This window comes from Sulfitobacter mediterraneus (assembly GCF_016801775.1).
GTDB lineage: Bacteria > Pseudomonadota > Alphaproteobacteria > Rhodobacterales > Rhodobacteraceae > Sulfitobacter > Sulfitobacter mediterraneus_A.
The window spans coordinates 2,605,882-2,632,677 of record NZ_CP069004.1 but is presented as its reverse complement, the minus strand read 5'-3'; the positions used below and the strand labels follow the sequence as shown (position 1 = coordinate 2,632,677).

25 protein-coding genes and 1 tRNA gene are annotated in these 26,796 nt (G+C 57.2%); 13 read left to right on the top strand and 13 right to left on the bottom strand.

What is annotated here, in order from left to right; genetic code table 11:
• Positions 1–7: 7 nt before the first annotated feature.
• From JNX03_RS13040 to JNX03_RS20685, 12 genes are all read right to left on the bottom strand, one after another.
• Positions 8–1,117, bottom strand: a complete 1,110-nt coding sequence (locus JNX03_RS13040) for an ABC transporter substrate-binding protein (protein ID WP_203209460.1) — start codon at positions 1,115–1,117, stop codon at positions 8–10.
• A 32-nt stretch (positions 1,118–1,149) separates the two neighbouring features.
• Positions 1,150–1,851, bottom strand: a complete 702-nt coding sequence (locus JNX03_RS13035; protein WP_203209459.1) for an ABC transporter ATP-binding protein — start codon at positions 1,849–1,851, stop codon at positions 1,150–1,152.
• Positions 1,838–2,608, bottom strand: a complete 771-nt coding sequence (locus JNX03_RS13030; protein WP_203209458.1) for an ABC transporter ATP-binding protein — start codon at positions 2,606–2,608, stop codon at positions 1,838–1,840. Before JNX03_RS13030 ends, JNX03_RS13035 begins: the two co-directional genes overlap by 14 nt.
• Positions 2,605–3,489 (bottom strand): branched-chain amino acid ABC transporter permease, encoded by an 885-nt coding sequence (locus tag JNX03_RS13025; RefSeq protein WP_203209457.1) that lies wholly within the window; start codon positions 3,487–3,489, stop codon positions 2,605–2,607. Before JNX03_RS13025 ends, JNX03_RS13030 begins: the two co-directional genes overlap by 4 nt.
• The gene (locus tag JNX03_RS13020; RefSeq protein ID WP_203209456.1) at positions 3,486–4,376 is read right to left on the bottom strand and encodes a branched-chain amino acid ABC transporter permease; all 891 of its coding nucleotides are present in this window, start codon (positions 4,374–4,376) and stop codon (positions 3,486–3,488) included. Before JNX03_RS13020 ends, JNX03_RS13025 begins: the two co-directional genes overlap by 4 nt.
• Positions 4,377–4,525: 149 nt before the next feature.
• Positions 4,526–4,876, bottom strand: coding sequence for an NIPSNAP family protein (locus JNX03_RS13015; protein WP_203209455.1), 351 nt, complete (start codon positions 4,874–4,876; stop codon positions 4,526–4,528).
• 7 nt (positions 4,877–4,883) lie between these two features.
• A complete protein-coding gene (locus tag JNX03_RS13010) occupies positions 4,884–5,648 on the bottom strand; it encodes an SDR family NAD(P)-dependent oxidoreductase (protein WP_203209454.1) in 765 nt (254 codons plus the stop codon).
• 3 nt (positions 5,649–5,651) lie between these two features.
• On the bottom strand, positions 5,652–6,302 hold the full coding sequence (locus tag JNX03_RS13005) for a ThuA domain-containing protein (protein ID WP_203209453.1): 651 nt from the start codon (positions 6,300–6,302) through the stop codon (positions 5,652–5,654).
• Positions 6,299–7,045 carry an SDR family NAD(P)-dependent oxidoreductase gene (locus tag JNX03_RS13000; RefSeq protein ID WP_203209452.1) on the bottom strand — a complete coding sequence of 249 codons (747 nt, stop codon included), beginning with the start codon at positions 7,043–7,045 and terminating at the stop codon, positions 6,299–6,301. The genes JNX03_RS13005 and JNX03_RS13000 overlap by 4 nt, the downstream gene beginning before the upstream one ends.
• Positions 7,042–8,262 (bottom strand): cytochrome P450, encoded by a 1,221-nt coding sequence (locus JNX03_RS12995; RefSeq protein ID WP_203209451.1) that lies wholly within the window; start codon positions 8,260–8,262, stop codon positions 7,042–7,044. The genes JNX03_RS13000 and JNX03_RS12995 overlap by 4 nt, the downstream gene beginning before the upstream one ends.
• A gap of 102 nt (positions 8,263–8,364) precedes the next feature.
• Entirely contained in the window at positions 8,365–8,742 is a 378-nt protein-coding gene (locus JNX03_RS12990; RefSeq protein ID WP_203209450.1) for a limonene-1,2-epoxide hydrolase family protein, read from the bottom strand.
• Positions 8,739–9,260 carry a MarR family winged helix-turn-helix transcriptional regulator gene (locus JNX03_RS20685; RefSeq protein WP_203245811.1) on the bottom strand — a complete coding sequence of 174 codons (522 nt, stop codon included), beginning with the start codon at positions 9,258–9,260 and terminating at the stop codon, positions 8,739–8,741. Before JNX03_RS20685 ends, JNX03_RS12990 begins: the two co-directional genes overlap by 4 nt.
• Positions 9,261–9,356: 96 nt before the next feature.
• On the opposite strand from JNX03_RS20685, the gene JNX03_RS12980 reads away from it, so the two are divergent.
• From JNX03_RS12980 to JNX03_RS12965, 4 genes are read left to right on the top strand one after another with little or no spacing between them, the layout of a single operon-like run.
• A complete protein-coding gene (locus tag JNX03_RS12980) occupies positions 9,357–10,361 on the top strand; it encodes an amidohydrolase family protein (RefSeq protein ID WP_203209448.1) in 1,005 nt (334 codons plus the stop codon).
• An 11-nt stretch (positions 10,362–10,372) separates the two neighbouring features.
• Positions 10,373–11,740: a metal-dependent hydrolase family protein gene (locus tag JNX03_RS12975; protein ID WP_203209447.1), complete on the top strand. Its 1,368-nt coding sequence runs from the start codon at positions 10,373–10,375 to the stop codon at positions 11,738–11,740.
• Positions 11,741–11,766: 26 nt separating this feature from the next.
• Positions 11,767–12,996 (top strand): cytochrome P450, encoded by a 1,230-nt coding sequence (locus tag JNX03_RS12970; RefSeq protein WP_203209446.1) that lies wholly within the window; start codon positions 11,767–11,769, stop codon positions 12,994–12,996.
• A gap of 33 nt (positions 12,997–13,029) precedes the next feature.
• On the top strand, positions 13,030–14,241 hold the full coding sequence (locus JNX03_RS12965; protein ID WP_203209445.1) for an NAD(P)/FAD-dependent oxidoreductase: 1,212 nt from the start codon (positions 13,030–13,032) through the stop codon (positions 14,239–14,241).
• Between the two features lie 197 nt (positions 14,242–14,438).
• On the opposite strand, the gene JNX03_RS12960 is transcribed toward JNX03_RS12965, so the two are convergent.
• Positions 14,439–14,524 (bottom strand) — tRNA-Leu (locus JNX03_RS12960).
• A 171-nt stretch (positions 14,525–14,695) separates the two neighbouring features.
• Here JNX03_RS12960 and JNX03_RS12955 point away from each other — a divergent pair.
• The 9 genes from JNX03_RS12955 (at position 14,696) to queG (ending at position 26,742) form a co-directional block, all read left to right on the top strand.
• Positions 14,696–15,682, top strand: a complete 987-nt coding sequence (locus tag JNX03_RS12955; RefSeq protein WP_203209444.1) for a complex I NDUFA9 subunit family protein — start codon at positions 14,696–14,698, stop codon at positions 15,680–15,682.
• Complete coding sequence (locus JNX03_RS12950) at positions 15,682–16,488, top strand: undecaprenyl-diphosphate phosphatase (protein WP_203209443.1); 807 nt, start codon at positions 15,682–15,684, stop codon at positions 16,486–16,488. Before JNX03_RS12955 ends, JNX03_RS12950 begins: the two co-directional genes overlap by 1 nt.
• A 157-nt stretch (positions 16,489–16,645) precedes the next feature.
• Positions 16,646–18,079 (top strand): NAD(P)-dependent oxidoreductase, encoded by a 1,434-nt coding sequence (locus JNX03_RS12945; RefSeq protein WP_203209442.1) that lies wholly within the window; start codon positions 16,646–16,648, stop codon positions 18,077–18,079.
• Positions 18,080–18,081: 2 nt separating this feature from the next.
• Positions 18,082–18,513, top strand: a complete 432-nt coding sequence (locus JNX03_RS12940) for a GFA family protein (RefSeq protein WP_203209441.1) — start codon at positions 18,082–18,084, stop codon at positions 18,511–18,513.
• On the top strand, positions 18,513–23,045 hold the full coding sequence (gene gltB / locus JNX03_RS12935; protein WP_203209440.1) for a glutamate synthase large subunit: 4,533 nt from the start codon (positions 18,513–18,515) through the stop codon (positions 23,043–23,045). Before JNX03_RS12940 ends, gltB begins: the two co-directional genes overlap by 1 nt.
• A gap of 171 nt (positions 23,046–23,216) precedes the next feature.
• Positions 23,217–24,152 (top strand): Hint domain-containing protein, encoded by a 936-nt coding sequence (locus tag JNX03_RS12930; protein WP_203209439.1) that lies wholly within the window; start codon positions 23,217–23,219, stop codon positions 24,150–24,152.
• 47 nt (positions 24,153–24,199) lie between these two features.
• The gene (mtgA, locus tag JNX03_RS12925; RefSeq protein WP_203209438.1) at positions 24,200–24,928 is read left to right on the top strand and encodes a monofunctional biosynthetic peptidoglycan transglycosylase; all 729 of its coding nucleotides are present in this window, start codon (positions 24,200–24,202) and stop codon (positions 24,926–24,928) included.
• Positions 24,929–24,986: 58 nt separating this feature from the next.
• On the top strand, positions 24,987–25,652 hold the full coding sequence (fzlA, locus tag JNX03_RS12920) for an FtsZ-binding protein FzlA (RefSeq protein ID WP_203209437.1): 666 nt from the start codon (positions 24,987–24,989) through the stop codon (positions 25,650–25,652).
• Positions 25,653–25,713: 61 nt separating this feature from the next.
• Positions 25,714–26,742, top strand: coding sequence for a tRNA epoxyqueuosine(34) reductase QueG (gene queG / locus JNX03_RS12915; RefSeq protein WP_203209436.1), 1,029 nt, complete (start codon positions 25,714–25,716; stop codon positions 26,740–26,742).
• The last annotated feature ends 54 nt before the right edge of the window (positions 26,743–26,796 follow it).

Genomic DNA, 26,796 nt, shown 5'->3' with positions numbered 1-26,796 from the left:
TGACAGATTATGGTTTGACCCATTCCCCGTCTTTCAACTGCATAACGATCCCACCCATGGACGGGACGCGGTTTTCGTCAAAGCTGAGTTTGCCTTGACCCATCACGACCGGCAGATCCTTGGTGGCGGCCATCGCGTCGCGCAGGGTCTCGCGGTTGACGTCATCTCCGGCATTGCGGATGGCGTTCGCGACCGTTTGCATCATCGTATAGCCGGTTGCCGCCCACAGATCTGGCGCTGTGCCATAGGCCGCCTCGTATTCCGTTGCAAAGGCGGCGGCGCTGTCCGATCCGGTGGATACAAAGCTGGCCGGGAACAACATCCCGTCAACTGCCGATCCACCTGCATCGATCAACTTTTTCGACCCGGCACCGGAATCCCCGGCCAGAATGGTATCCGGATCAAGGCCGGCTTGGCGCGCTTGAATAATGATGTTTGCGGCCTGTTCGGGCGGCGTTGTCACGAAAAGGCAATCGGGTTCTGCAGATACGATCTTGGTCGACAGAGCAGTGAAATCCGTGTCGGCGGCCAGAATGCTTTGGTCCGCAAGGATTTCGATCCCGTTGGCTTCCATGATGTCGCGGAACACGTTGCGCTGGCGGATGTAACCCTCGTTGTCCCGGATGGAGACAAGGAAGCAACCATTGGGTTTCAGGCTCGCCACATGTTCGGCGACCGGGGCCATATAGGCATCAGCCGTTTCTGTGGATTTGAAGATATATGGCCCGATTTCCAGCACCGCAGGAGATGTCGCGGTTGTGAACATCGGGATCTTCAGATCGTTTGCGACCGGGCCTGTGGCCATGGCTTCGGATGTTGCGATGGGGCCGATCACGATGTCGGCGTTTTCTGCTTCGGCCATCCGGGTGATCAGGGAAATCGCTTCCTGTTTGTCCGAACGGTTGTCTTCATAAAGAATCTCGACGTTGTGCCCGCCCCAACCTTCACCGGCATTGATTTGCTCAGCGGCAAGTTTCATTCCGTTGACCAGTGGCACGCCGACAAAGGCATAGGTGGCGGTTTCGGATACAACCACCCCGACCTTCACGTCGTCCGCTGACGCTGCCGAAGCAAGCGCAATTGCGCTGACCGCGGTCATTTTGCTGATGTATTTCATTGTCTTCTCCCTGTTGCGTTTTTGTTTTCGGGTCATTGCCCAAGATAAAGTGCAGCGACTTCCGGATCTTTTGCCAGATCGGCGCTGTTTCCGGATCTGACGATATTGCCTTGATCCAGCACATAGGCCCTGTCCGAGCTGGCCAAGGCGAGATGGGCGTTTTGTTCGACCAAAAGGATGGTGAGCCCTTGCTGTTTGAGCGCGGCAAGGGCGTCAAAGACCTGGGCAATAATGACAGGGGCGAGACCCAAGCTGGGTTCATCCAGAAGCAGCACTTTGGGCCCGCCCATCAAGGCGCGGCCGATGACCAGCATCTGTTGCTGTCCGCCTGAAAGCGATCCTGCATGTTGGTTCTGGCGTTCCTTCAAGATGGGGAAGAGGTCGAATACCTGTTCCTGGCCAAAGTCCGGCGAGCGGCCCGCAAGTGCGTTTTGCCCGACCAGAAGGTTCTCCTGCACCGTCATTTCCGGAAAGACCTGCCGTCCTTCCGGCACCTGCAACATGCCTGCGGCGGTTACCTTCCAGGGGGCGGCTCCTGTCAGATCCTGCCCGGCAAGGCTGATATTGCCGGAATCGACGGCCACAAGTCCTGAAAGGGCATTCAGCAAACTGGATTTGCCCGCACCATTGGCCCCGATCAGCGCCACAGTTTCACCAGCGCCCACTTCAAGAGACACCCCGCGAAGGGCTTGAATACCGCTGTAATTGACCCGCAGATCTTCAATCTTCAGCATGGGCGCCTCCAAGATAGGCCGAGATCACAGCGGGATCTTTCAACACGTCTGCGGGTTTGCCTTCGGCAATCAGGCGTCCGCCATCCAGAACATAAACCTTGTGGCAAAGCCGACTGACAAACCTGACGTTATGTTCAATCAACAACGCGCCCTTCCCTTGTTCAGCAAAGCCTGTGAAAATCTCGGCCAGCGCATCACTTTCAACATCGTTCATGCCCGCGATTGGCTCATCCAGCAGGATGAATTCAGGATCCGAAGCGATTGCGCGGGCCATCTCGACCTTGCGTTGGTGGCCGTAGGACAGGCCTGACACGGGAAAGTTGGCCAGATCGTCAAGCCCGAATTCGGTCAGAAGGCCAGCCGCCTTTTCGCGCAGGGCCGCTGTTTCCTTTGCCGAGGCTGGCAGTCCGAGCAGCGCCGCGAAGGTGGAGGCGGTTTCATGCCGGTGAAAGCCGATCATCACGTTGTCCAGAACGCTGGCCTCGCCCAGAAGGCGGATATTCTGGAACGTGCGCGCCAGCCCGGCCCGGCAAATCTCATGGGCCGGTGCATGGGTGATGTCCGTATCGCCCACATGGATGGTTCCGCCACTGACAGGCAGCATGCCCGTGATCATATTGACGATTGTTGTCTTGCCCGCGCCATTGGGGCCAATCAATCCGGTGATCTGCCCGGCAGGCACCTCGATATTGACATCCTCCGAGGCGACGACCCCGCCGAAGCGTTTGGACAGGTTGGATAGCTTGAGGGTTCTCATGAGGCTGCCCCCCCTTTGTCTTGCCCGGACCCTGCGGTGCCAAGCCTGCGGGCTTTGATCCAGTCGATCCATGTGTCCACAATGCCCTTGGGCAGGTAGTTGATGACGACGATCAGGATAATTCCGTGCATGATCATGCGGTTTTCTGCCAGTGGCCGGGCGATTTCGGGCAACAGGATCAGGATCGCGGTGCCGATGATCGGCCCCCAGACAGAATTGCGTCCGCCGAGGATGACATAGCTCAAAAGCGTGATCAGCAGGTGGAACCCGAACTGGTTGGGGTCAAGCGCGTAGGAATGATAGGCTTCCAACCCGCCAAACAGGCCTGCAAGTGCCCCGGACAGCGCAAAGGCCAATGCCTGATACCATGTGATGGATACGCCAAGGGATGCGGCCACGGCCTCATCCTGGCGGATGGCGCTAAAGGCCCGTCCCACCCGGCCACGTTCGAGGGACCAGATCAGATAGATTGTCCCCAATGCGGCAAGGAGCAAGGTGCCGGTGCCGACGGTTTTGGGAATGCCGTTCAGCCCCATGGCGCCGCCGGTCAGCGAGTCGGAGTAGATGTTCAGCGACAGGACGATCTGGATAAAGGCCACAGTGGCAATCGCCTGGTAGACACCGCGCAGCCGTGCCAACGGGATCGACAGGACAAGCCCGGCGAGCATCCCCGCCAGCAATCCAGCGCCCAACCCCAACACCGGATGGAGACCCGCGCTCACCGCGAGAATGCCTGCGGTATAGGCTCCGATCCCGGCAAAGGCTGCAGAAGCCAGCGAGAAGACCCCGGCGCGCAGGACGATGTATTGGCTGAAGGCCATGCCCAGATGCAGCAGATATAAATCGAAAAGGGGCAGATAGCCCGCGACGAACCCATTCATCGGCGTTGCCTCAGATTGCCAGCGTCTTCCTTGCCCATCAGCCCATGTGGCCGCACCAGCAAGATCAGGAAAAGCGCTGCGAAGATGATTGTATCGGTGAGTCCCGATGGCAGGTACGCAATGGTGAGTGTCTGAACCATGCCAAAGATGATGGATGCCAAGAGCGCACCGGGGATCGACCCCAGGCCGCCCAGAATAATGATGGCAAAGCCGAACATGAGGTATGGCTCGCCCATCACGAAGTTGATCGAGTTAAAGGCGAGGCCAACCAGTACACCGGCCGCCCCGGCCAGAGCACCAGCGAGGAAATAGGTCTGCATGAAAATCATGTTGGGGTTGATCCCCATCAGCAGTGCTGCGCGTTCATTGTCGGTGACAGCGCGCACCCGCCGTCCAAAGGAGGTGCGATAGACAAAATAGGCCAACACGATAACCAGCACGAGAGCGCCCAGCAGCATGAACAGTTGCAACGCAGAGACCCGCAGCCCCCAGAATTTGAAAATAATCACGGGGAAGGTTTCGAACGGAAAACGTAAAACCTGTGTGTTGGAGACCTGTTGCGCAATGGTGCTGATCACCAGCCCGGCCCCGATTGAGGAAATGATGCCTCCGAATTCTTCGTCGCCCGTCTTGCGCAAACGCCGGAAGCAAACGAATTCGACCAGGACAGATAGCAAACCCGACGCGAGAATGGCCAGGATCATTGCCAGCCACAGCGGGCCACCAGCGGCCACAACGTAGTAGGCGACCATTGCGCCCGTCATGAAGATCGCGCCATGGGCGAGGTTCAGAATGCGCTGAATGCCAAAAACCAGCGTGAACCCTAACGCGAAAAGCGCATAGACCCCGCTGACGACCAGCCCGTTCAACAGCTGCTGCGCCAACATCAGAGTGTCTCCTTGGCACCGCGGCCTGCCTGGGTGGTGAGGGTGGTTTGATCTGTCACGCGGCGCTCCCTGCCTTGTGGTACTGATTCATGTTCAAGCGTCATTATATTGCATACAATTTTATCTAAAACAATTTAATTGTGATCGATTTAATTATCCGATCCGGATGTGTTGGTCGCGATGGTGCGGATGGGCGAAAAGTCGGTTGGCAGCAGGATCTTGGACTCCTGATGTTGGATCATCGGCGTGATCTGACCAAGAAAGTCCCGCCACAGTTGGTGTGACATCAGTTCGGCGCGTCTGGCCCCCCGATCATCCAGCGACGTGTAGCCCCACAAGTGAACGGTTTGATTCAGCGGCCCCAGTTCCGAGGTGAAATAGCCGATCAGGTTCCCCAGAACGCGCTGTTGAAGTGCGCGAGCGCCGGATTGCTCATAAAGAGCAAAGAACTTCGGCAAGGTGCCAGGGTGGTAGCCATAGGTCCGTTGTTCGATGATCATGACATGCTCATTTGTAGCTGACGCCAAGGGCAAGACCGCCATCGACGACGATGGACGTTCCCGTTGTCCATTCCGAACGCAGAAGGTAATCGGCGGCTTCGGCAATTTCGGTTGCTGTGCCGATACGGCCCAGCGGGTGATCTTCAGCCATGGATTGCAGCCTCTTTTCGTTTTCGGTTGCGTCCGCTGCCAGCCCGGCCCGAACATTGATCTCGGTTGGCACGGCACCGGGCAGAACGCAGTTCACACGAATGCGTTTCGGGCCCAATTCTGCAGCAAGGACTTGGCTCAGAACTTCGACCGCGCCTTTGGATGCCGCATAGGGCGATGCGCCTGGAAAAGCGCGGCGTGTATGGACGGATCCGACGAACAGTACCGCACCCCCCGATTGTTCCAGATGTGGGACGGCCAGCCCGGTCAATGCCATGCCCGCCACCACATTGGTATTGAGCACGTTCAGAATGTCATCGGCATCGAGATCGCAAATGGAGCCGCGCAGCATGTTTCCCGCATTGTTGAACAGGCCTTGCAACCCGCCGCCATGGGCAACGGCGACTTCGATCATGCGGGCGCGGTCGTCTGCGTTGGTAACGTCACCCGCAATCCCGATGCAATTTGGCCCGATGTCCTGTGAAACGGACTCAATCTTTTCAGCCCGCCGCCCGGTGATTGTCACCCGCGCACCACGCTCGGCGAAATAACGTGCAACCTCGGCACCGATGCCAGAGCCGCCGCCCGTCACCAAAAGAGAATATCCGTTCATATCCTGCATGATTTATCCTTTGTTTCCGAGCGCCCGCGCCGCAGCCTCTTTCAACAGGCGAACATAGCCGGGATTTTCAGTGGCCGTCAGATCATGCCCCAGCGCGAGATAGATACAGCGGTCTTTGGCGGTCATCACGGGTTGTGCCTTGCCGCCTTCCGGATCCTGCGCAGTCGCCAGTACAGTTGCATCTGGCGCGACCTGCATATCACTGTAAAGCTCGTCCCAGATTTGGAAACGGCCTGTCTCATCGATCACATCGAAGTATCCCGGTTGCGGGTGGTGAGATTGCCCCCAGACCCAGGAAATCCCCAGAAGATCTCCCCACTCCGCCCATGTGTCGAAACAAACAGCAGCCGTGTGCAGCCCTAAAAGGCCGCCGTTTCGCGCCACGTGGGATTGCAAGGCGGTCTTGTCTTGCTCTGAACAAACATGGGCAAAACGGTCGCGCAGGGGGCCGTATTTGTCGGCCTGTGTCATAGAGAAACCAAGCGCGTTGATTGTCACGAGATCAAAATCTTCCTGCGTAAGGCGGTCAAATCCTTCGGCCACGCCGCAAAGCTGCGAAACGATTCCAAGATCATTCAGATGCGCCGCGATGCTCGCCGAGGTCTCATTGAAAGGGTGGTAGGGACCGCCCGATATCAGAAGGTTTCGGATCATGATTTGGCTTCGCGCGGCAATTGGGTCAGCAGGCTGACGGATACGCCGCCATCGACAACAAGCTGGTGCCCGTTGATATAGCTGGCCTTATCGCTGGCCAGAAAACACACCGTGTTGGCGATGTCTTCGGACAGACCGAGCCGTTTGGACGGCACCGCTTGTTCGCGCAGGCTGCGCACTGCCGGATCGGCAAAGAACGGCGTCGACAGGCCGGCATCAATGAACCCTGGCGCGATGGCGTTCACACGCAGACCCAGTGCCGACCATTCCAGCGCCATCATCTCGGTCAACTTGGCCAGCCCGGCCTTGGAGGCAGGATAGCTGCCCGAACCGGGGCCGGTGGTGATTGCATTGATCGAGGTCACGTTCAGGATCACGCCGGATCCGCGTTCGACCATGCCCCGCGCGGCGGCCCGTGCCACGATAAATGCGCCGACAAGGTTCACGTCCAGTTGCAGGCGGAAGGTTTCAATGGGCATGTCCAGCAGGGGGGCAAAACGGCCGATCCCGGCATTGTTCACCACCAGATCCGGCACCGCGCCGAATTGCTCCATCGCGGCCAGAACGGCCGGTTCATCAGTCACATCAACGACAAAGGCCTCGGCGCCTGTTTCGGCGGCGGCCTCGTTGAGACTGCCCGTGTCCATATCAAACAGCCCAACCCGAAAGCCGTCTTCAATCAAGGCCTTGGCGCAGGCACGGCCCAGACCGCCACTGCCACCGGTTACGATTGCGGTTTTCATGACCAAACTCGCTTTTTGTCAAATATAACAGGGTAATAGCCCCAATTGGGCCGGGCGGTATCTACGGCGGGGCGCGGCGGATCATCAGGATCGATGCGTGCACCACGGGCAAACAGATCGCGCAGGAACAGCGTGATGGTGCCATATTGATGTGTCGCCGGATCGACCTCGCCGCGTGGCAGGATCCCGCCGTCCAGATCGCGCCCCAGACAGGTGTGAACCCCGGTGCCAAAGGTATGGCCATAAGGCGGATGCGGTGTCTTGATCTCGCGGTAGGGGTTAAAGCTGTCGGCATCTGCGCCGTAAATTTCGGGATCGCGATTGGATTCGGCCAGGCGGAATTCGATCATCTCACCTTCCGCCACATCACCAGCACCTTCCAGATGCATCGGGCATGTCGCGCTGCGCCAGGCTACGGGACTGGCCGGATGCAGGCGCAGGCTTTCGTGAACGCAACGTTGGAAAAAGATCGGATCGTCCTGCAGTTTCTTCCAGCGGGACGGGTCTTCTTCAGCCCAGGAGTAGATCTCGTGAAAGCCGTGGATGGTCGAATTGGCTGTCGAATGCGCTCCCGCCTGAAGGTAGAACGCCACCTCCCGCAGCAGCATATCGGGGGTAAATTCCTCAGGGTCGCCACGTTGCAAGATCACGGTCAGAACATCCCGTGGCAGGTCATCTTCGTGCATCTCGCCATTGGCAACCTTGGCCAGCAAGTCGCGGCGACGTGCCACGGAAGGGTCGAGGAACCGGGGGCGGAAGATATCAATCGCTTCGCGCACCTCTTCGAGCACTTCCGCCTTGGGACGGGTGGAGTGGATCAGGGTCGCGGCATGGGAGAAGGCCTCGACCAGGCGCAACAACTCAGCGGTTTCTTCTGGCGTCTGTTCCTGCCGGTCTACCCCGGCAAAGTCTGCGGTCAGGTTCATTGTCACGCGGTAGCCCAGATCGATAAGCTCGGCACGACCCCGTTCGATATCGCCAGTCATGGACTGGCGCAGGGTCTTTGGAAAAACGGTTTGTTCGTACCAATGGAAATAGTCTTTCCGGAACACGCGGAATTCCATGATCCGGCGTTTGCGGTGGGCTTCGCCATGCAGGGTAAGCAGGGTGTCGCCCATGATAATAGCGCCTTCATCATAGAGCGCTTGCTTGAGGTCGGGATGCCGCAACCCGCTGGAAATCTGGTTGGTATCGGCGACGATATGCAGCTTTGACACGATTGCGGTCCTTCATTCTGAGTGGCCACAATTTGTATCGAAAGCAATATAATTTACAACAATATTTTTTATGAAATCGGAAAAGATAACTAAAACAAGTATTTATAACGCATCCAGCTGGCGACGATACCCAGCGAGATCAAAATAGTCCCGCCAGACTCGGATCAACCCCTGCTCAATTTCGAAGGTGCCCATCACCTCCAGCGCGATTGGCTTGCCGTGTTTAACAAACCTATCCACACGTTCGGTCAACACGGTATTGCCCTGAACTGCGAGGTTCACGATTTCCCACTGGCAGTGTTCGAAGGGCCCCGCCTTGCGCAGGTAATCCATCACTGGCCCCTTACCATTCAAAGGGGTCAGTGGCATGTTGTGATAAAGGATGTCGTCGTGCAGAAACGGTGCCAGCACCTCAGGGTCCAGGCGCTCCCAGGCAGCACAAAATGACCGGACGATCGCAGCAGCATTCGTCGCCGTCATGGTTTGGGCGGGATGTCTCTGGGCAGGGCTTCATAGACCCGTGTCATCAGGTTGGTCAGTACGTCGATTTCATCCTGGCTTAGGGCGCCAGAGATATTCTCGAGAATCATATCGCTCAGTTGATTGCATTTCTCCGCAACTTCCTCCCCAAGCGGCGTGAGTGTGATGACCACCGTCCGGTTGTCGGTTTCGGAGCGGGTGCGCCGCACGTGATTGTCGCGTTCCAGACGTTTGATCTGGTGCGAAATCGTAGATTGGGGCAATGCGATAAATTCGACCAGCTCCCCGATCTTCATCGGACCCTTCTCAGCGATGGCCACGATAATGCGTGAGCTGAATAGATCAAGTTTATGCGGCGATATCAGGGGATTACACAGGTGATTCAGACGGGCGTTGATCCGGTGGGCCAAGAAGGAAATGCGTTGGTCCAACGGGCGACGTTCGAATTTTGCTGGTGGGTCTTGTGGGGTGCGTGACACGTTGATCGGTCTCTTCTTTTTAAGGGTGGCAAGAGCCATGAGCGCAGGGACTTGCACAGAAAGTTCCTAGTCGATTGACAATAACATCGATATCGATAATATTGCATTCGATCCATTATAACCCAACGGTGCGCAATGTCCAAGACTTTTCAGACTGCCAATGTGATCGATGTTCACGCTCATATCATCCTCGAAGAGTCATTTGGCAAAGCCGGTCCCCTTGGCCCCGAGATGGGTGACCAAGACGGAGACAGCCCGTGGTTTCGTGTGGGTGATTACCGCCTCGACGGCGTGCGTTACAAGGGCAGCGCGTTTATGGATACCGATCTGCGTCTGGCGCGCATGGCGGAGGCCGGGATCGATGCACAGCTTTTGTCGCCGAACCCTTTGACTTTTCTGCATTTCGCACCGACAGATATGGCGGTTCAATTCTGCCAGACCCATAATGACGCGCTGGCAGGACTGCTGTCGCGCTATCCAGGAAATCTGGCCGGCCTTGCGGCGCTTCCGATGCAATCGGTCCCCGATGCAATTGACGAACTCACCCGCGCAGTCACCGTGATGGGGATGCTGGGCAGTTGCATCGGCACCGACATGCCCCACGCGTTGGACCATCCGGCGATGGACCCGTTTTATGAGGCCTGCGTCCGGTTGAATGTCCCCCTGTTTCTTCACCCATCGCCAGCCGGGATTGAAGGGCCTGCAGGTGATCCGAACCTGAAAGACTATGATCTGGATGTGGTACTGGGCTTTGCCGCGCAAGAAGTTCTCGCAGTGGCACGCCTGATCTATGGCGGTGTCCTTGAGCGCCATCCGGACCTCGATATCTGCATCAGCCATGGCGGTGGTGCGACGGGTTATCTTGCCGGGCGCATGGCGTTGGCGGCGCGCAAGCGCCCCTGGTCACCGGAGCACCTGCGGGCTGACGGAGCGTTTGAAGAACGCCTGTCACGACTGTGGTTTGATGACCACCTGAACAATGCAGACAGCCTTGTGATGCTGAAAAACCTGATTGGCGATGAACGGCTGGTCTTCGGGACGAATTTCTCCGGGTGGGACGCGCCGGAGGATCTGGCGAACCATCGCCCGCCCGAGAAGTTTGCCAACAACGCCCGCCGCCTTCTTCGAATCTCGCAATAGGATTGAATGACATGAACACGCAAATCATCAAGAACGGCCGCGTCATCGACGGAACCGGTGCAAAAGCAATTGACGCGAGTGTATTGATCGAAGAGGGCGTTATCACCGCAGTGGGAGGCGAAGCCGACGCCAAGGCGGCACAGATGCCGGGTATCCGAGAGATTGATGCAACTGGACAAACGGTCATGCCCGGTCTTGTCGATACCCATTGCCATCTTTCCTTTGACGATGCCGGGTCCAACGCGGAAATCTTTCACCAACGGCGCAACGCTCTCTCGGCGCTGGTGGCCTCCTATAACGGTCGCAAGCTTTTGCGGGCGGGTGTGACGAGCGTTTTGGATCCCGATTCGGTGCATGAGAACATGATCGATCTGCGTGATGCGATTGACGCCAATATCGTCGAAGGGCCTCGCATGTCTTGCGGGTCATATGCATTGATCACCGGTGTCGGCGGAACAGCGGGCCGGTTGATCAAAGACGAAGGGGTCACGGGCTACTACTTGCCGGTCAATTCCCGCGATGAGATCGTGCGCGAGGTGCGCCGCCAGATCAAATATGGTGCGGATTGGATAAAGGTGCATGTCACCGGAATCGTTCCAAGGCAGGCCCATCTGGGTGAGCTTTGCGTCTGGACGCTGGATGAGCTCAAGCTGATCTGCGACACCGCGCATGAGCTGCGTACCCCTGTCATGGGTCATTGTCGCGGGGCAGAGGCGACTAGACGCGCCGCGGTTGCCGGGTTTGATTTGATCTTTCATGCCACCGCGATTGACGATGCAGCCTTGCAAGAAATCATCGACCGCAAGATCCCGATTACGCCCGCACTGACGTTCCAGGCCAATATGGTGGACTACGGGCACAAGATCGGAACCTCGTCAGAGTTGATGAAAATTTTCGAAAGCGAGATTACCGATTCCATCGACACGATGACCAAGGCCCATAAGGAAGGCGTGCCGCTGATGTGCGGCTCCGAAGCAGGCTTTTCGCTGGTGCCCTATGGTGACTGGCACTACCGCGAGATGGAAGTCTTTGTGAAATACTTTGGCCTGACGCCGTTGGAAGCCATCAAATGCGGCACGATGAACGGCGCTATCGGAATGCGGATGGAAGGCGAGATTGGCGTCATTGCGCCGGGCTACAAGGCCGATATCATCTGTGTCACCGGCAAGGTCGAAGAGGATCTGTCGCTGCTTGGCAATCCCGACAACATCACCAGAGTGATGATTGGCGGGGTCGAAAAGAACATCGATCCGCTGCCCGAACGCAAGAATATCTCCGGCTGGCGGTTGGCTTCCATCGGTTCAACCCGTCTGACCCGCGCCGTGGCGCTGGGACAGGAGAGCACGCCGGAAGCCCCCAACATAGAAGAGCTGCACTGACAGCGACGAACCAACAGGAGCTCATTATGGCCGAACATTTCATCACCCGTTTCGAACACGCCGAACCGACATTGCGTCTGCCTGACCTGCATCAGGCGCTTTATGACGCGGATACGTTGTTTCTGCCAAAGACCGTGGTTTGCTTGCACGGGCAGGAGCATATGAAGAAAAAGCGCATCTTTGCGGGTGTGTTCAACCGGCCCTTTTTCCGGCATTACCAGAACCACGTCTTTCCCGTCGCGCTGAAGGAATCGATGGATCCCGTACGTGAAAACGGCGGCGGCGATATGGCGCAGTTTGCCTATCGTGTGCTGGTCAACCTTGTGGCGGACAGCGCCGGCATCGACCGGGCCCATAATGAGGCCGACACTGACCGTCTGTTCGCGCTTATCGGCAAACTGGGACATGCCCCCACAATGGGGCAGCTCACCGATCCGTCTGATCGGGACAAGCTGATGGTCGAATTGAAAGAGGCGCTTGAGGCGTTCGAGAAAGAGTTTTTTGAACCCTCTCTGGCCCGTCGCCGCGCCTTGGTCGACAAGTTCAACGCCGGCGAGATCGAGAAATCCGATCTGCCGCGCGACGCAATCACCGCCCAGCTCCAGCATTCGCCCACGGACGACGATCTGCCCTATGACGAGCGGGTGAAGGATGCGGCGTTCTTTATCCTCGCAGGGGCGTTCACGACGGCGAATGTCTTGATGAACGTGGTGAATGAAGTTCTGGATTGGCTCGAAGACCATCCAGAGGATCGCCTGAACCTGATCAATGATCCGGTATTGATGCAAAAGTTCATCTGGGAAGGGGTTCGCCTGCATCCGGCCAGCCCGATTACAAAGCGCCGGGCGCTTTGTCCGGTGCATCTGCCCGATGGGCATGACGCGGCAACGGATGAATTTGTCACGGTTGACCTGACACGGGCGAACCGGAACCCGGACCTGTTTGGAGAGGACGCCGAAAGCTTCAACCCGCATCGCGCGTTGGCGGACAACTTGCCATTGCACGGTGTTTCCTTCGGGGGCGGTGCGCATGTGTGCTTGGGCAAGCTGCTGGCCGTCGGTGTCAAGATCACCGAAGACAACAAGGATGCCGAAGAAACCGAGTTTGGCACCATCGCGATGGTATTGCGCGCGCTGCTGCAGGAAGGGATCGCACGCGATCCTGCGCGTCCTGTTGAAATCGACGAAAGCACCACGCGACGGCATTTCAGGACCTTGCCTTTTGTCTTCGATCCCGCATTGGCACAGCAGGGTTGAGCCGCAAGGCGTCCGCAAGAGAAAAGTCGGGACATGTCCAGAAATATCGTAATCGTCGGTGCAGGGCAGGCGGGGTTATCGGCCGCGGCCAAGCTGCGCCGGTTGGATTTTGACGGGGGCATTACATTGGTGGGAGCCGAACCTGTGCCGCCCTACCAGCGCCCCCCGCTGAGCAAGAAATACCTGACCGGCGAAATGAGCCGCGAGCGGCTGTATCTGAAACCGGAAGATTTCTATGGCGCATCGGACATTGACCTGCGCACCGGTGTCGCCGTGACGGAGATTGATCTTTCTATTCAAGTGGTCAGGACGGACGACGGGGGCCAAATTCCCTATGATGATCTGGTGCTGACAACCGGGGCCGCCCCCCGCCGCCTTCCGGATCGGATGGGCGGCAACCTGCCCGGTGTGTTTGTGATGCGGTCCTTGCAGGATGCAGAAGCCTTGGCTCCGGTGTTCGCCCCAGGACGTAGCTTGTTGGTGATTGGTGGTGGCTACATCGGGCTTGAGGCGGCGGCGGTTGCGGCGTCTTTGGGCATGTCTGTCACGCTGATCGAAATGGCTGACCGTATCCTGCAAAGGGTCGCGGCCCCGGAAACCTCGTCCTTTTTCCGCGAGTTGCACAGAGGCAAAGGTGTCGAGATCATCGAAGGTATCGGACTGGATCACCTGACCGGACAAAGCCATGTGACAGGGGCCGTTTTGTCGGATGGCAGACGAATTGACGCAGATGTGGTGGTGGTCGGGATAGGTGTTGCCCCAAATACCAGTCTTGCTGAAGACGCCGGGCTCCCGCTGGATAACGGGATCGCGGTCGATACCTATGGGCGCACGGAGCACCCCGGCATCTGGGCCGCAGGAGATTGCGCATCCTTTCCCTACCGTGCAGGCCGTATCCGGCTGGAAAGCGTTCCCAACGCGATCGCCCATGCGGAAACCGTGGCCGCCAATCTAATGGGCGCAAACCAGCCCTATGAACCCGACGTTTGGTTCTGGTCGGATCAGTTCGACGTCAAGCTGCAAATCGCCGGATTGAATACCGGTTTTGATGACGTGATCACCCGACCAGGCACACGTGAAGGGGCGGTGTCTTTCTGGTATTTCCGCGGCGACCAATTGGTGGCGGTTGACGCTATGAATGACCCGCGCAGCTATATGACGGGAAAGCGCATGATCGAGAGGGGCCAGACACCAGATAAAGCCATGGTCGCCGACGGATCCAGCGATCTTCGCTCGGCTGTCTAGCGCCGCGCTGTTCTGCTGCCTCTGATCGATGTCACAGCATCTATCCATTTGAGGCCCAGCCCGTCACCGTGAAACAATCGGAAATTCCAGCTTCCAGCGGTTCAGTACTGGGGGGCAGAAAACCTTTAGCCAAAGGCGGGTCGCAATCGCACAATGACCGCTAACGCGGTATTCTCGCTTGAGTATTTTCGGAAAATTGGTGCCCAGGAGAGGACTCGAACCTCCACACCGTTGCCAGTACTAGCACCTGAAGCTAGCGCGTCTACCATTCCGCCACCTGGGCAGGTTGCGTGAGCGCTGATCTAGGGGGATGTTGGTGGGGTGTCAATCGGATTTTAGCAGAAAAATCACTGTTCCGGTATTCGGTCGCATCCATCATGCGCACTTCTGCCTTGTCCGGGGGCAGGCGGGGGGGTACATCACTGTGTAAGAATAGGCGTACAGGAGCATTATCATGTCCAAGCTGGTTACGATTTATGGCGGTTCCGGGTTTGTCGGGCGTTATATCGCGCGGCGGATGGCCAAGGCGGGCTGGCGTGTGCGTGTGGCTGTGCGGCGGCCGAATGAGGCGCTTTTTGTCAAACCTTACGGTGTCGTTGGTCAGGTAGAGCCGATCCTGTGCAACATCCGCGATGACAATTCTGTGCGGGCTGCGTTGGTCGGTGCGGATGCGGTTGTGAACTGCGTTGGTATCCTGGCCGAAAGCGGCAAGAACTCGTTTGATGCGGTACAGGTTGAAGGTGCCACGCGGGTGGCGCGTCTGGCGGCAGAAGAAGGTATTGCGCGGATGGTCCAGATCTCTGCGATTGGTGCCGATGCCGATGCAGACAGTGAATACGCCCAGACCAAAGCGCGCGGCGAGGCTGGCGTGCTTGAACATATGCCGGGCGCCGTGATCTTGCGGCCTTCTATCGTTTTCGGGCCTGAGGATGAGTTTTTTAACCGTTTTGCCGGCATGACACGGTTCAGCCCAGTGCTGCCGCTGGTGAATGCAGATGCCAAGTTCCAGCCTGTTTATGTGGACGATGTCGCCCATGCGGCAGAACTGGCCCTCACCGGCAAGGCAGAGGCAGGCATCTACGAGTTGGGCGGGCCGGATACCGAAAGCTTCCGCGCTTTGATGCAGCGGATGTTGGGCGTGATTGGCCGGCGCCGCTTGATTCTGAACATGCCAAACTGGATGGCGCGCCTGACGGCCTTTGGGTTTGATATGATGCAGGCGATGACATTTGGCCTGATCAGCAACGGCGTTCTGACCCGCGATCAGGTGAAAAACCTGCAAAACGACAACGTCGTCGCAGAAGACGCCAAAGGTTTTGACAGTCTGGGTATTCGCCCGGTGTCGATGGTTTCGATCCTGCCTGACTATCTGTGGCGGTTCCGGCCCTCCGGTCAATATGACGCAATCAAGGATTCGGCACAGAACCTGCGCCGCGGCTGATGGACAGCTCGACAACGCTGGTTGCTGCCTTTCTGGGTCTTGTTGAGGGGCTGACGGAGTTTATTCCGGTGTCCTCGACGGGGCATCTGTTGCTGGCTGGGCATTTTCTTGGGTTTGAAAGCGCCGGCAAAACCTTCGAAGTGGTGATCCAGCTGGGCGCGGTTCTGGCGATCCTGACAATCTATGCCGGACGGCTTTGGTCTGTGTTTTCCACAGCGCCGCATGATCCTCAGTCCCGTCGCTTCATTCTGTCTGTGTTGATTGCGTTCTTGCCCGCCGTGTTCATAGGCGTACTCGCCCATGACTTTATCAAAACTGTTCTGTTTGAAACGCCGATGCTGATTGCGATCATGCTGATTCTCGGTGGTTTTGTCCTGCTGGTCGTGGACCGTATCGCACCGGAGCCGGTTCATGATGACGCGATGCGCTTTCCCCTTCCGATGGCCCTTGCGATCGGGTTTATCCAATGTCTGGCGATGATCCCCGGGGTATCACGGTCTGGCGCAACCATTGTGGGGGCGCTGATGTTGGGCGGCAGCAAACGCGCGGCGGCGGAGTTTTCCTTTTTCCTGTCGATGCCAACAATGGCAGGCGCGTTTGCCTATGATCTTTATAAGAATCGTGACGTGTTGGATGCCTCCGCCATGGGTGAAATCGCAGTTGGTTTTGCGATGGCCTTTGTCAGTGCGGTTTTGGTGGTGCGGTGGCTTCTCGGTTATGTGAGCAAGCATGGTTATGCGCTTTTTGGCTGGTGGCGAATCGTCGTTGGGACAGCAGCATTTGTGGGCCTTTTGGTTTTTGGATAATAGATAGGTCCGATTCGGATCTAAAATTTGCGGAAAACCGCATCAGTAACCCAGAGAGATGCGATTAACTTGAATATAGGTCAGCAGTGCTGACTTTTATTCCTTTTCATCCTGTAATATCCCACAGCTTCGGTGGATTGAATGAAAGGGCGCGGTCATGGCCAAGCAACCTATGCTGAAATTTGTAAGCGTTGAACGGGATATGCCTGAGAAACGGCCCCCGGATTTGCGTCGCACAGATTTTCAGGAGATCTATGCCGAATATGCGGATGCAAAAGCCAAAGAGCAATCCAGCCGCTGTAGCCAATGTGGCGTGCCCTATTGCCAGAGCCATTGTCCGCTGCACAACAACATTCCCGATTGGCTGCGGCTGACCGCCGAGGGGCGTCTGCAAGAGGCCTATGAGGTGTCGCAGGCCACCAACACCTTCCCCGAAATCTGCGGGCGGATTTGTCCGCAGGACCGGCTGTGCGAAGGCAACTGCGTTATTGAACAATCCGGCCATGGCACAGTGACCATTGGATCGGTCGAGAAATATATCACCGACACCGCATGGGAAAACGGCTGGGTCCAACCGATCACGCCTAAGGCTGAGCGTACCGAAAGCGTTGGCATCATTGGCGCGGGGCCCGGCGGCCTTGCGGCGGCGGATGTGCTGCGCCGGGCGGGTGTGCAGGTCACGATCTATGACCGTTATGACCGCGCAGGCGGGCTGCTGACCTACGGCATTCCGGGGTTCAAGCTGGAAAAAGATGTGGTGATGCGCCGCAACGATCAACTGGCCGAGGGCGGCGTTACATTTGAGTTGAATTGCGATGTGGGCCGGGACATCAGCTTCGCCGATATTCGGGCCAAACATGACGCCGTAATCATCGCCACAGGTGTTTATAAAACCCGCGAAATTCAGGCCCCCGGTGTGGGTGGCCTGGGCGTAGAGCGGGCGATTGATTTTCTGACCGCGAGCAATCGCAAAAGCTTTGGCGATACCGTCGAAGAATTTGAAAGCGGCCGTCTGAACGCCAAAGGCAAGCGCGTCGTGGTTATCGGGGGCGGCGACACCGCGATGGATTGTGTGCGGACCTCGATCCGCCAGGGCGCGACCAGCGTGAAATGCTTGTACCGTCGTGACCGTGCCAACATGCCGGGCAGTCAACGTGAAGTGGCCAACGCCGAAGAAGAAGGCGTGGTATTTGAGTGGCTTTCTGCCCCCAAAGGCTTTGTTGGCGACCCTGTAACAGGTGTCATGGTCCAGAAAATGCGCCTTGGTGCACCTGATGCCACAGGCCGCCAATCCCCTGAGGTGATGGAAGGGGCCGATTATATCGAAGAGGCTGATCTGGTGATCACCGCCCTTGGATTTGAGCCGGAAAATCTGCCGACCCTCTGGAATGAGCCTGAATTGCCGGTGAACCGTTGGGGCACAGTCAAAGCGGATTACATCACCGGCGCGACAGCCCTTGATGGGGTCTATGCCGTGGGTGATATCGTTCGCGGGGCATCCTTGGTGGTGTGGGCGATCAAGGACGGGCGCGACTGTGCCGAGGCGATCCTTGCCCAGCTTGGCGATTCTGCTGCGATTGCGGCCGAATAACGATGGCCGAGGTGCAACATCTTTCAGGACATTGCCTCTGCGGCGCGGTCAAGATCACCGCAACTGCCAGCAATCCGATCCTGAGGGCCTGCCACTGCGATATGTGCCGTCAGCATACATCGGGCATGTTCGTGTCCATCTCCGCTGATCCGGACAGCATTACAGTGGACGGTCCGGCCAAGAGTTTTCGGTCTTCAGAATGGGCGGAGCGTGGCTTTTGCCCCGAATGTGGCTCAACCCTTTGGTACGGAACGGTCCATGACGGGGTCAAGAACCTCTCTGCTGGCCTGTTCAAAGGGGCGGCAGACGCCCCGATGAAGCTTGAGTTTTTCGCCGACAATTGCCCGCAGGGATATGCCCTTGCCGGAACGCACAAGAAACTATCGACACAAGACACAATTGCGCTGTTTGCGCCGCAAGAAGGAGAAGCCTGATGACCAAATATGATGATGCATGGGTGGCCCGCGAAGAAGCAAAACGCGCGATGATGGCAGAGCAGGGCCTCTATAGCCCTGAGGAAGAGCATTCATCCTGTGGCGTTGGTCTTGTGGTGAACATTGACGGGAAAAAGTCCCGTGACGTGGTGCTTAACGGAATCAAAGCGCTCAAGGCGATCTGGCACCGCGGCGCGGTGGATGCGGATGGCAAAACCGGTGATGGCGCGGGCATCCACGTGCAGATCCCGGTTCCCTTCTTTTATGATCAGGTGCGCCGTACCGGCCATACGCCTCGCGAAGACGAAATGATCGCGGTTGGGCAGGTGTTCTTGCCCCGCACGGATTTTGGCGCACAGGAAACATGCCGGACTATTGTGGAAACCGAAGTTCTGCGCATGGGATACTACATCTATGGTTGGCGCCATGTGCCCGTTGATGTTTCGGTCTTGGGCGAAAAGGCCAACGCGACCCGTCCTGAGATCGAACAAATTCTGATTTCAAACACCAAGGGTGTGGATGAGGAAACCTTTGAGCGCGAACTTTATGTGATCCGCCGCCGGATTGAAAAAGCGGCCAGCGCCGCGCATGTGCCGACGCTCTATCTGGCGTCGCTGTCCTGCCGGTCGATCATTTATAAAGGCATGATGCTGGCCGAGCAGGTTGCAGAGTTCTATCCGGACCTGAAAGACGACCGTTTCGTCAGCGCCTTTGCGATCTATCACCAGCGTTATTCAACCAACACCTTCCCGCAGTGGTGGCTGGCACAGCCGTTCCGCATGTTGGCGCACAACGGTGAAATCAACACGCTGCGCGGCAACTTGAACTGGATGAAATCGCACGAGATCCGAATGGCATCGAATGCCTTTGGCGACATGGCAGAGGATATCAAACCCATTGTTCCTGCCGGATCTTCGGACTCTGCCGCATTAGACTCTGTTTTCGAGGCATTGGTGCGCGCCGGTCGTAATGCGCCAATGGCAAAAACCATGCTGGTGCCGGAAAGCTGGTCCAAGCAAGCGGTTGAGCTGCCGCAGGCGTGGCGCGACATGTATTCCTATTGCAACTCCGTAATGGAACCTTGGGATGGTCCTGCTGCATTGGCGATGACCGATGGCCGCTGGGTGTGCGCCGGCCTCGACCGGAATGGGCTGCGTCCGATGCGCTACGTGGTCACCGCTGATGGGATGCTGATTGCCGGGTCCGAGGCGGGCATGGTGCCGTTGGACGAAGCAAATGTGACCTTCAAAGGGGCGCTAGGACCCGGTCAAATCATTGCCGTCGATATGACCGACGGCAAATTGTACCACGATACAGAGGTCAAGGATCAACTGGCGGCGTCACAGCCTTTTGGTGAATGGGTCGGCAAAATCGTCGAACTTGACACGCCGCTGTCCAAAGTGACGGAAAAACCGCTGTTTTCCGGGAATGAGTTGCGCCGCCGTCAGGTGGCAGCAGGCTATTCCATCGAAGACTTGGAACAGATTCTCGCGCCGATGGCCGAAGACGGCAAAGAAACGTTGGCCTCGATGGGCGACGACACACCCTCTGCGGTTCTGTCCAAGCAATATCGCCCATTAAGCCATTTCTTCCGCCAGAACTTCAGCCAGGTGACCAACCCGCCCATCGACAGCCTGCGTGAATTCCGGGTGATGAGCCTTAAGACGCGGTTCGGAAACCTTAAAAACGTGCTGGACGAAGACAGCAGCCAAACCGAGATTTTGGTGTTGGACAGCCCGTTTGTCGGCAATGCGCAGTTTGATGAATTGTTCAGCCATTTCAACGCGGATGTGGTCACCATCGACTGCACGTTCGAGCCTGGCGGCAGCAACCTGAGCGCAGGTTTGGCCCGCATTAGAGACGAAGCAGAAGACGCTGTGCGTTCCGGCGCTGGGCATTTGGTTTTGACCGATCAAGGCAGCAACGAGCACCGCGCCGCGATGCCGATGATCCTCGCCACCAGCGCGGTTCATAGCCACCTGACCCGCAAAGGCTTGCGCACCTTTACCTCCCTCAATGTACGGTCTGCGGAATGTGTTGATCCGCATTACTTTGCCGTGCTGATTGGTTGTGGCGCGACCGTGGTCAACGCTTATCTGGCAGAGGATTCATTGGCCGACCGGATTGAACGCGGCTTGTTGGATCTGTCTCTAACACAGGCAATTGGCCGCTACCGCGAGGCAATTGACCAAGGTTTGCTCAAGATCATGGCGAAGATGGGGATCTCTGTGATTTCCTCCTATCGCGGCGGTCTGAACTTTGAAGCGGTCGGATTGTCCCGTGCCATGTGCGCCGAATATTTCCCCGGCATGACCAGCCGTATCAGCGGCATTGGTGTGACCGGAATTCAGCGCAAGGCAGAGGCCGTTCACGCCAAGGGCTGGCAGGGCGATGGTGTGGTTTTGCCCATCGGTGGTTTCTACAAGGCCCGCAAATCCGGCGAGACCCACGCGTGGGAAGCGTCCTCGATGCATTTGCTGCAAATGGCCTGCAATAGAGCCTCATATGAAATGTGGAAACAATATTCGGCCAAGATGCAAAGCAACCCGCCGATCCATCTCCGCGATTTGCTGGATATCAAACCACTTGGTGCGCCGATTGGTCTGGAGGAGGTGGAGAGCATCACCTCGATCCGCAAGCGTTTCGTTACCCCGGGGATGAGCCTTGGCGCGTTGTCGCCCGAGGCGCACAAAACTCTGAACGTCGCGATGAACCGGATCGGGGCAAAATCCGACTCTGGTGAAGGGGGCGAAGATCCGGCGCACTTTGTGCCAGAGCCAAATGGCGACAACCCAAGTGCCAAGATCAAACAGGTGGCATCGGGCCGTTTTGGTGTGACCGCGGAATATCTAAACCAATGTGAAGAGCTTGAGATCAAGGTCGCCCAAGGTGCCAAGCCCGGCGAGGGTGGTCAGCTGCCCGGCATGAAGGTGACAGATCTGATCGCGCGTCTGCGGCATTCGACCAAGGGTGTAACCTTGATTTCACCGCCGCCGCACCACGACATCTATTCCATCGAAGACCTTGCGCAACTGATCTATGATCTCAAACAGATCAACCCGCGCTGCAAGGTGACGGTGAAACTGGTTGCCTCGTCTGGTGTTGGGACCATCGCGGCAGGTGTGGCCAAAGCCAAGGCGGACATCATCCTGATTTCCGGTCACAACGGTGGCACAGGTGCGTCCCCCGCGACCTCGATCAAATATGCGGGTCTGCCGTGGGAAATGGGCCTGACAGAGGCACATCAGGTTCTGTCGATGAACAACCTGCGGGATCGTGTGACCCTGCGGACGGATGGCGGGCTGCGCACGGGCCGCGATATTGTGATGGCCGCGATGCTGGGCGCCGAAGAATACGGTATCGGCACCGCCGCATTGATTGCCATGGGCTGTATCATGGTGCGCCAGTGTCAGAGCAATACCTGCCCCGTGGGTGTCTGTACCCAGGATGAGGCGTTGCGCGACAAGTTTACCGGGAATGCGGACAAGGTTGTAAACCTGATTACCTTCTACGCCAGTGAAGTGCGCGAAATTCTGGCCAGCATCGGTGCGCGGTCTTTGGATGACGTGATCGGACGTGCGGATTTGCTCACGCAGGTCAGCCGTGGTTCGGCGCATCTGGATGATCTGGATCTGAACCCGCTGTTGATCACTGTCGATGGCGCGCACAACAACGTCTATGACCGTGACAAGCCGCGCAATGCGGTTCTGGATACGCTTGACGCGCAGATCGTGCGTGACGCCGCGCGATTCCTGGAAGATGGCGAGAAGATGCAGTTGAGCTATGCGGTACAGAACACCCACCGAACGGTCGGCACCCGCATATCCAGCCACATTGTCCGCAAATTTGGGATGAACAACGCCCTGCAACGTGATCACTTGACGGTCAAGCTGACCGGTTCTGCCGGGCAATCCCTTGGTGCGTTCATCGCGCCGGGGCTCAAGCTTGAGGTGTCAGGCGATGCCAACGACTATGTCGGCAAGGGCCTGTCGGGCGGCACGATTGTCGTGCGTCCGCCCATGTCCAGTCCGGTTGTGGCGTCCGAGAATACGATCATCGGCAATACCGTGCTCTATGGTGCGACCGCAGGCTATCTGTTTGCGGCGGGCCGAGCCGGCGAACGGTTTGCTGTGCGCAACTCCGGTGCCAAAGTGGTCATTGAGGGCTGTGGCAGCAACGGCTGCGAGTATATGACAGGCGGTGTGGCCGTTATCCTGGGTGAAGTCGGAGCCAACTTTGCCGCCGGGATGACGGGTGGCATGGCCTATCTTTATGATCCTGACGGGCAAGCCTTGCCCCTGATGAACCGCGAGACAATTGTGGTTGGACCGGTGTCTGTAGATCATTGGCAAGTGATTCTCGAAGAGCTGCTGGAGCAACATCTTGCAGAAACCGGAAGCCGCAAAGCCGCAGAAATTCTTCAGCACTGGGAGACCGAGCGCCACAATTTCATTCAGATTTGCCCCAAGGAAATGCTGCCTCATCTGCCTGCACCTCTTGGCTATGAAGACGCCGCAATGCCAGCAGAATAAGGGCTTTCTTGCAAAAACAACCCCTACGCGAAATCCATGGTTTTCGCGTAGGGGAGATCACAAAACCCGCCTTTTCTCGAACATTTTTTGACACATTTGACTAAACTTTTGACCTAATTCGAACCGGATTGAAGCGCAGAGTCTCGATTGTTACGCAATCTGGATCTCGCTATGCCGACGTCTTACAAGGATCAGTTCTACACGATCGACCCGGGCAACCCGCCCGCGTCGGGTACACCTGTTTCTTTCACCCGTCAGACATTTACGGACGGCAATGATGATGGATTGATCCAGCCGAACGTTGGCGACACCTTCGAAGGTACACAGGTCATCTCTGTATGGCAGAACGATTCAGTGACAATCAACGTGCCGGGTATTGGCAATGTGACCTACACGGGAACCACATTCTATCTTGACGGAGGGCTGCCAGCCGTCTTTACCCCGACAGATGGACAGGTGTTACAAAACGGGACGTTCGTAAGCTCGACCTATGTCACCAACAGCACGCAGATGCCGGTGGCCAACACTGGGCCCACGTGTTTCACACCCGGAACCATGATCCGGACGCCAGATGGGGATTGTTTGATCGAGACTCTGGAGGTGGGTGATCTGGTCTCTACTGCAGATCACAGCGCGCAGCCGATCCGTTACATCTTGCGTGGCACTTTTCGGGCGGCGGGCGATGTTGCGCCAATCCGGTTTGCTGCTGGCTCTATCGGCAATGATGCCCCGCTGACCGTTTCACCCCAGCACCGGATGTTGATCACCGGTTGGCAGGCCGAGATGTACTTTGGTGTGGATGAGGTGCTCGTCGCGGCCAAACATCTGGTCAACGGCGATACGATCCGGCAGGTCACTGGCGGCATGGTGGAATATATACATCTGGTGTTTGATCAGCACGAGCTGGTGTTTGGTCAGGGTGTTCCATCAGAAAGCTTCTTTCCCGGCCATGTAAGGGATATGGAAGATCTGGCTGCGCGAGAGGAGCTGTTAATGTTGTTTCCTGATGCAGCGGATTTGACCACTGACGACATGCAGACGGCACGTTGTGTCCTGCGCGGGCGTGATGCGCAGATCCTGCAAGGGCATCCGCATCTGCTGCAATAAGGCGCGGCGGCGTTCACAAAGTCCGGCTGCACCCCTATAGATTGGGGATGGCAAAACCGACGCAGAAAAAAACCAAACCCAAAAAGAAAAAACCGCCGCAGCGCAGTTTGCGACAGCGGATAAGACGATTCATTCTGCGCAGTATTTCAGGGGTTTTTCTCTTTGCTGTCGGAATTGTTGTTTTGTTTGCGGTCTTTGATCCGCCCACGAATATTTACATGATCTCTGAAGGGCGCAGGCTGGGCAAAATCAACCAAACTTGGGTGCCGATGGAACGTATCGCGCCTGTCATGGCGCGGTCGGCTGTGGCGGCAGAGGACGCCAACTATTGCCATCACTGGGGGTTCGATCTGGCTGCGATCAAGCTGGCTATTGCGGATGGGTCGTCGCGCGGGGCCTCTACCATCAGCCAGCAAACAGTCAAGAATGTTTACCTGTGGCATGGTCGCGCATGGCTGCGCAAAGCGATGGAGACGGCTTTGACCCCTTTGGTTGAGGCGATATGGTCCAAGCGGCGCATTCTGGAAGTCTATTTGAACATTGCCGAGTTTGATGAGGGGGTTTTTGGCGTTGAAGCTGCGGCCCAGCATTATTTTGGTGTGACCGCCGCCGATCTGTCTGCAAGCCAGGCAGCGAGACTTGCTGCGGTGCTGCCCTCGCCCAAAAGCCGATCAGCCTCAAAACCCGGCGCCTATGTAAAAAAACGCGCAGCGCAGGTCCGAGACGGAGCGGCAACAATCAGCAGGGATGGGCGTGCTGCATGTTTCGAGAGTTGAAAACAGCACGCTTAACGGGCATTGAAAGAAACCAACCCCAAATTATCGGATCTTAGTAATGGCTCGCTTGTTTCATGTCCCTCTTTCCCCTTTCTGCCGCAAAGTGCGTCTGAGCCTCGCAGAGAAAAAGATTGAAGTGGAACTGGTGGAGGAGCGCTATTGGGAACAGGATCCTGATTTCATGCGCCGCAATCCGGCAGGCAAGGTGCCGGTGCTGCGGCTGGACGGGATCATGATGTCCGAAAGTGCGCCGATCTGCGAGTATATCGAAGAGACCCGGCCTGAGCCGTCACTTTTGCCAAGCGATCCTGTACAGCGCCTTGAGGTGCGGCGGCTTGTCAGTTGGTTTGACGACAAATTCCATGCCGAGGTCACGTCGAAGCTGCTTTATGAGCGGGTGAACAAAAAGGTAATGAAGCAAGGCTATCCCGACAGCAGCAATGTCAAAGCGGGAGCCAAGGCGATAAAATATCATCTGGATTATATGGCGTGGCTGCTCGATCACCGGCGCTGGTTGGCAGGGGATAAGATGAGCCTAGCCGATTTTGCCGCTGCGGCACATCTGTCATCACTTGATTACATTTCTGACGTGGATTGGAATCGCAGCGAGATCGTCAAGGACTGGTACGCCAAGATCAAATCACGGCCTGCGTTCCGCTCTATTCTGGCTGATCAGATGCCCGGTTTCCCCCCGCCCGCGCATTACAACAACCTGGATTTCTGAGCGTCGCGCCGGGGGCTGTCTGCCCCCGGACCCCCGAGAATATTTAAGGCCAGAAAGCAATATGGATCTGAAAGCACGATTGGTGGATCAGGCTCTGACCGAGGGGTTTGTGAGCTGTCGGTTGTGCAAACCCTGGGATGTGCCCGAAATGCCGGACAGATTGGCGGCGTTTGTTGCTGCGGGCTATCATGGGCAGATGGGCTGGATGGAAGAACGGATGCATTGGCGCGGCAATCCTGCTGCCCTTTGGCCCGAGGCCAAGACAGTGATTATGCTGGCCGAATCCTATGCGCCGGAACAAGATCCACTGGCCGTACTGGAGCATCCTGAAAAGGCCGCGATATCGGTCTATGCGCAGGGGCGCGACTATCATGATGTGGTCAAGAAACGACTGAAACGATTGGCGCGGTGGTTGATTGAACAAGAGCCATGCGAGGTGAAGGTGTTTGTCGACACTGCCCCGGTTCCGGAAAAGGCATTGGCGCAGGCATCGGGACTGGGCTGGCAAGGTAAACACACCAATGTCTTGAGCCGGGAGTGGGGAAACTGGGGCTTTCTAGGGTCTGTATTCACCACTCTGGACTTGCCTGCGGATGCGCCGGAGATTGACCACTGCGGATCGTGCCGCGCCTGTCAGGATATTTGCCCAACGGATGCCTTTGTTGCCCCCTATCAGCTCGATCCGCGGCGGTGCATCTCGTATCTGACAATTGAACATGATGGGCCGGTTGATCTTGAGTTGCGCGAAAAGATGGGCAACCGGATCTATGGCTGTGATGATTGCCTGGCGATCTGTCCTTGGAACAAATTTGCACCCCCGGTGAGTGATGACAGATATCATGGGGCGCATGTGGAAGCTGCAGATCTGGCGGATTTGGCCAGCTTGGACGATGCAGCATTCCGTTTGCGGTTTTCCGGGTCGCCGATCAAACGGATCGGGCGAAACCGATTTGTGCGCAATGTCCTTTACGCCATCGGAAATTCCGGCGTCCCGGCCCTGCACCCTGCGGCCTCGGCATTGCGGGACGACGCGGATCCCACCGTGGCGGAGGCGGCCCGTTGGGCGATGGCGCGGTTGACCGCCGGGTGACGCAATTGGGCTGGACGCCACCGCCTATCACGGTAAATCCTAGCTGGAACATAA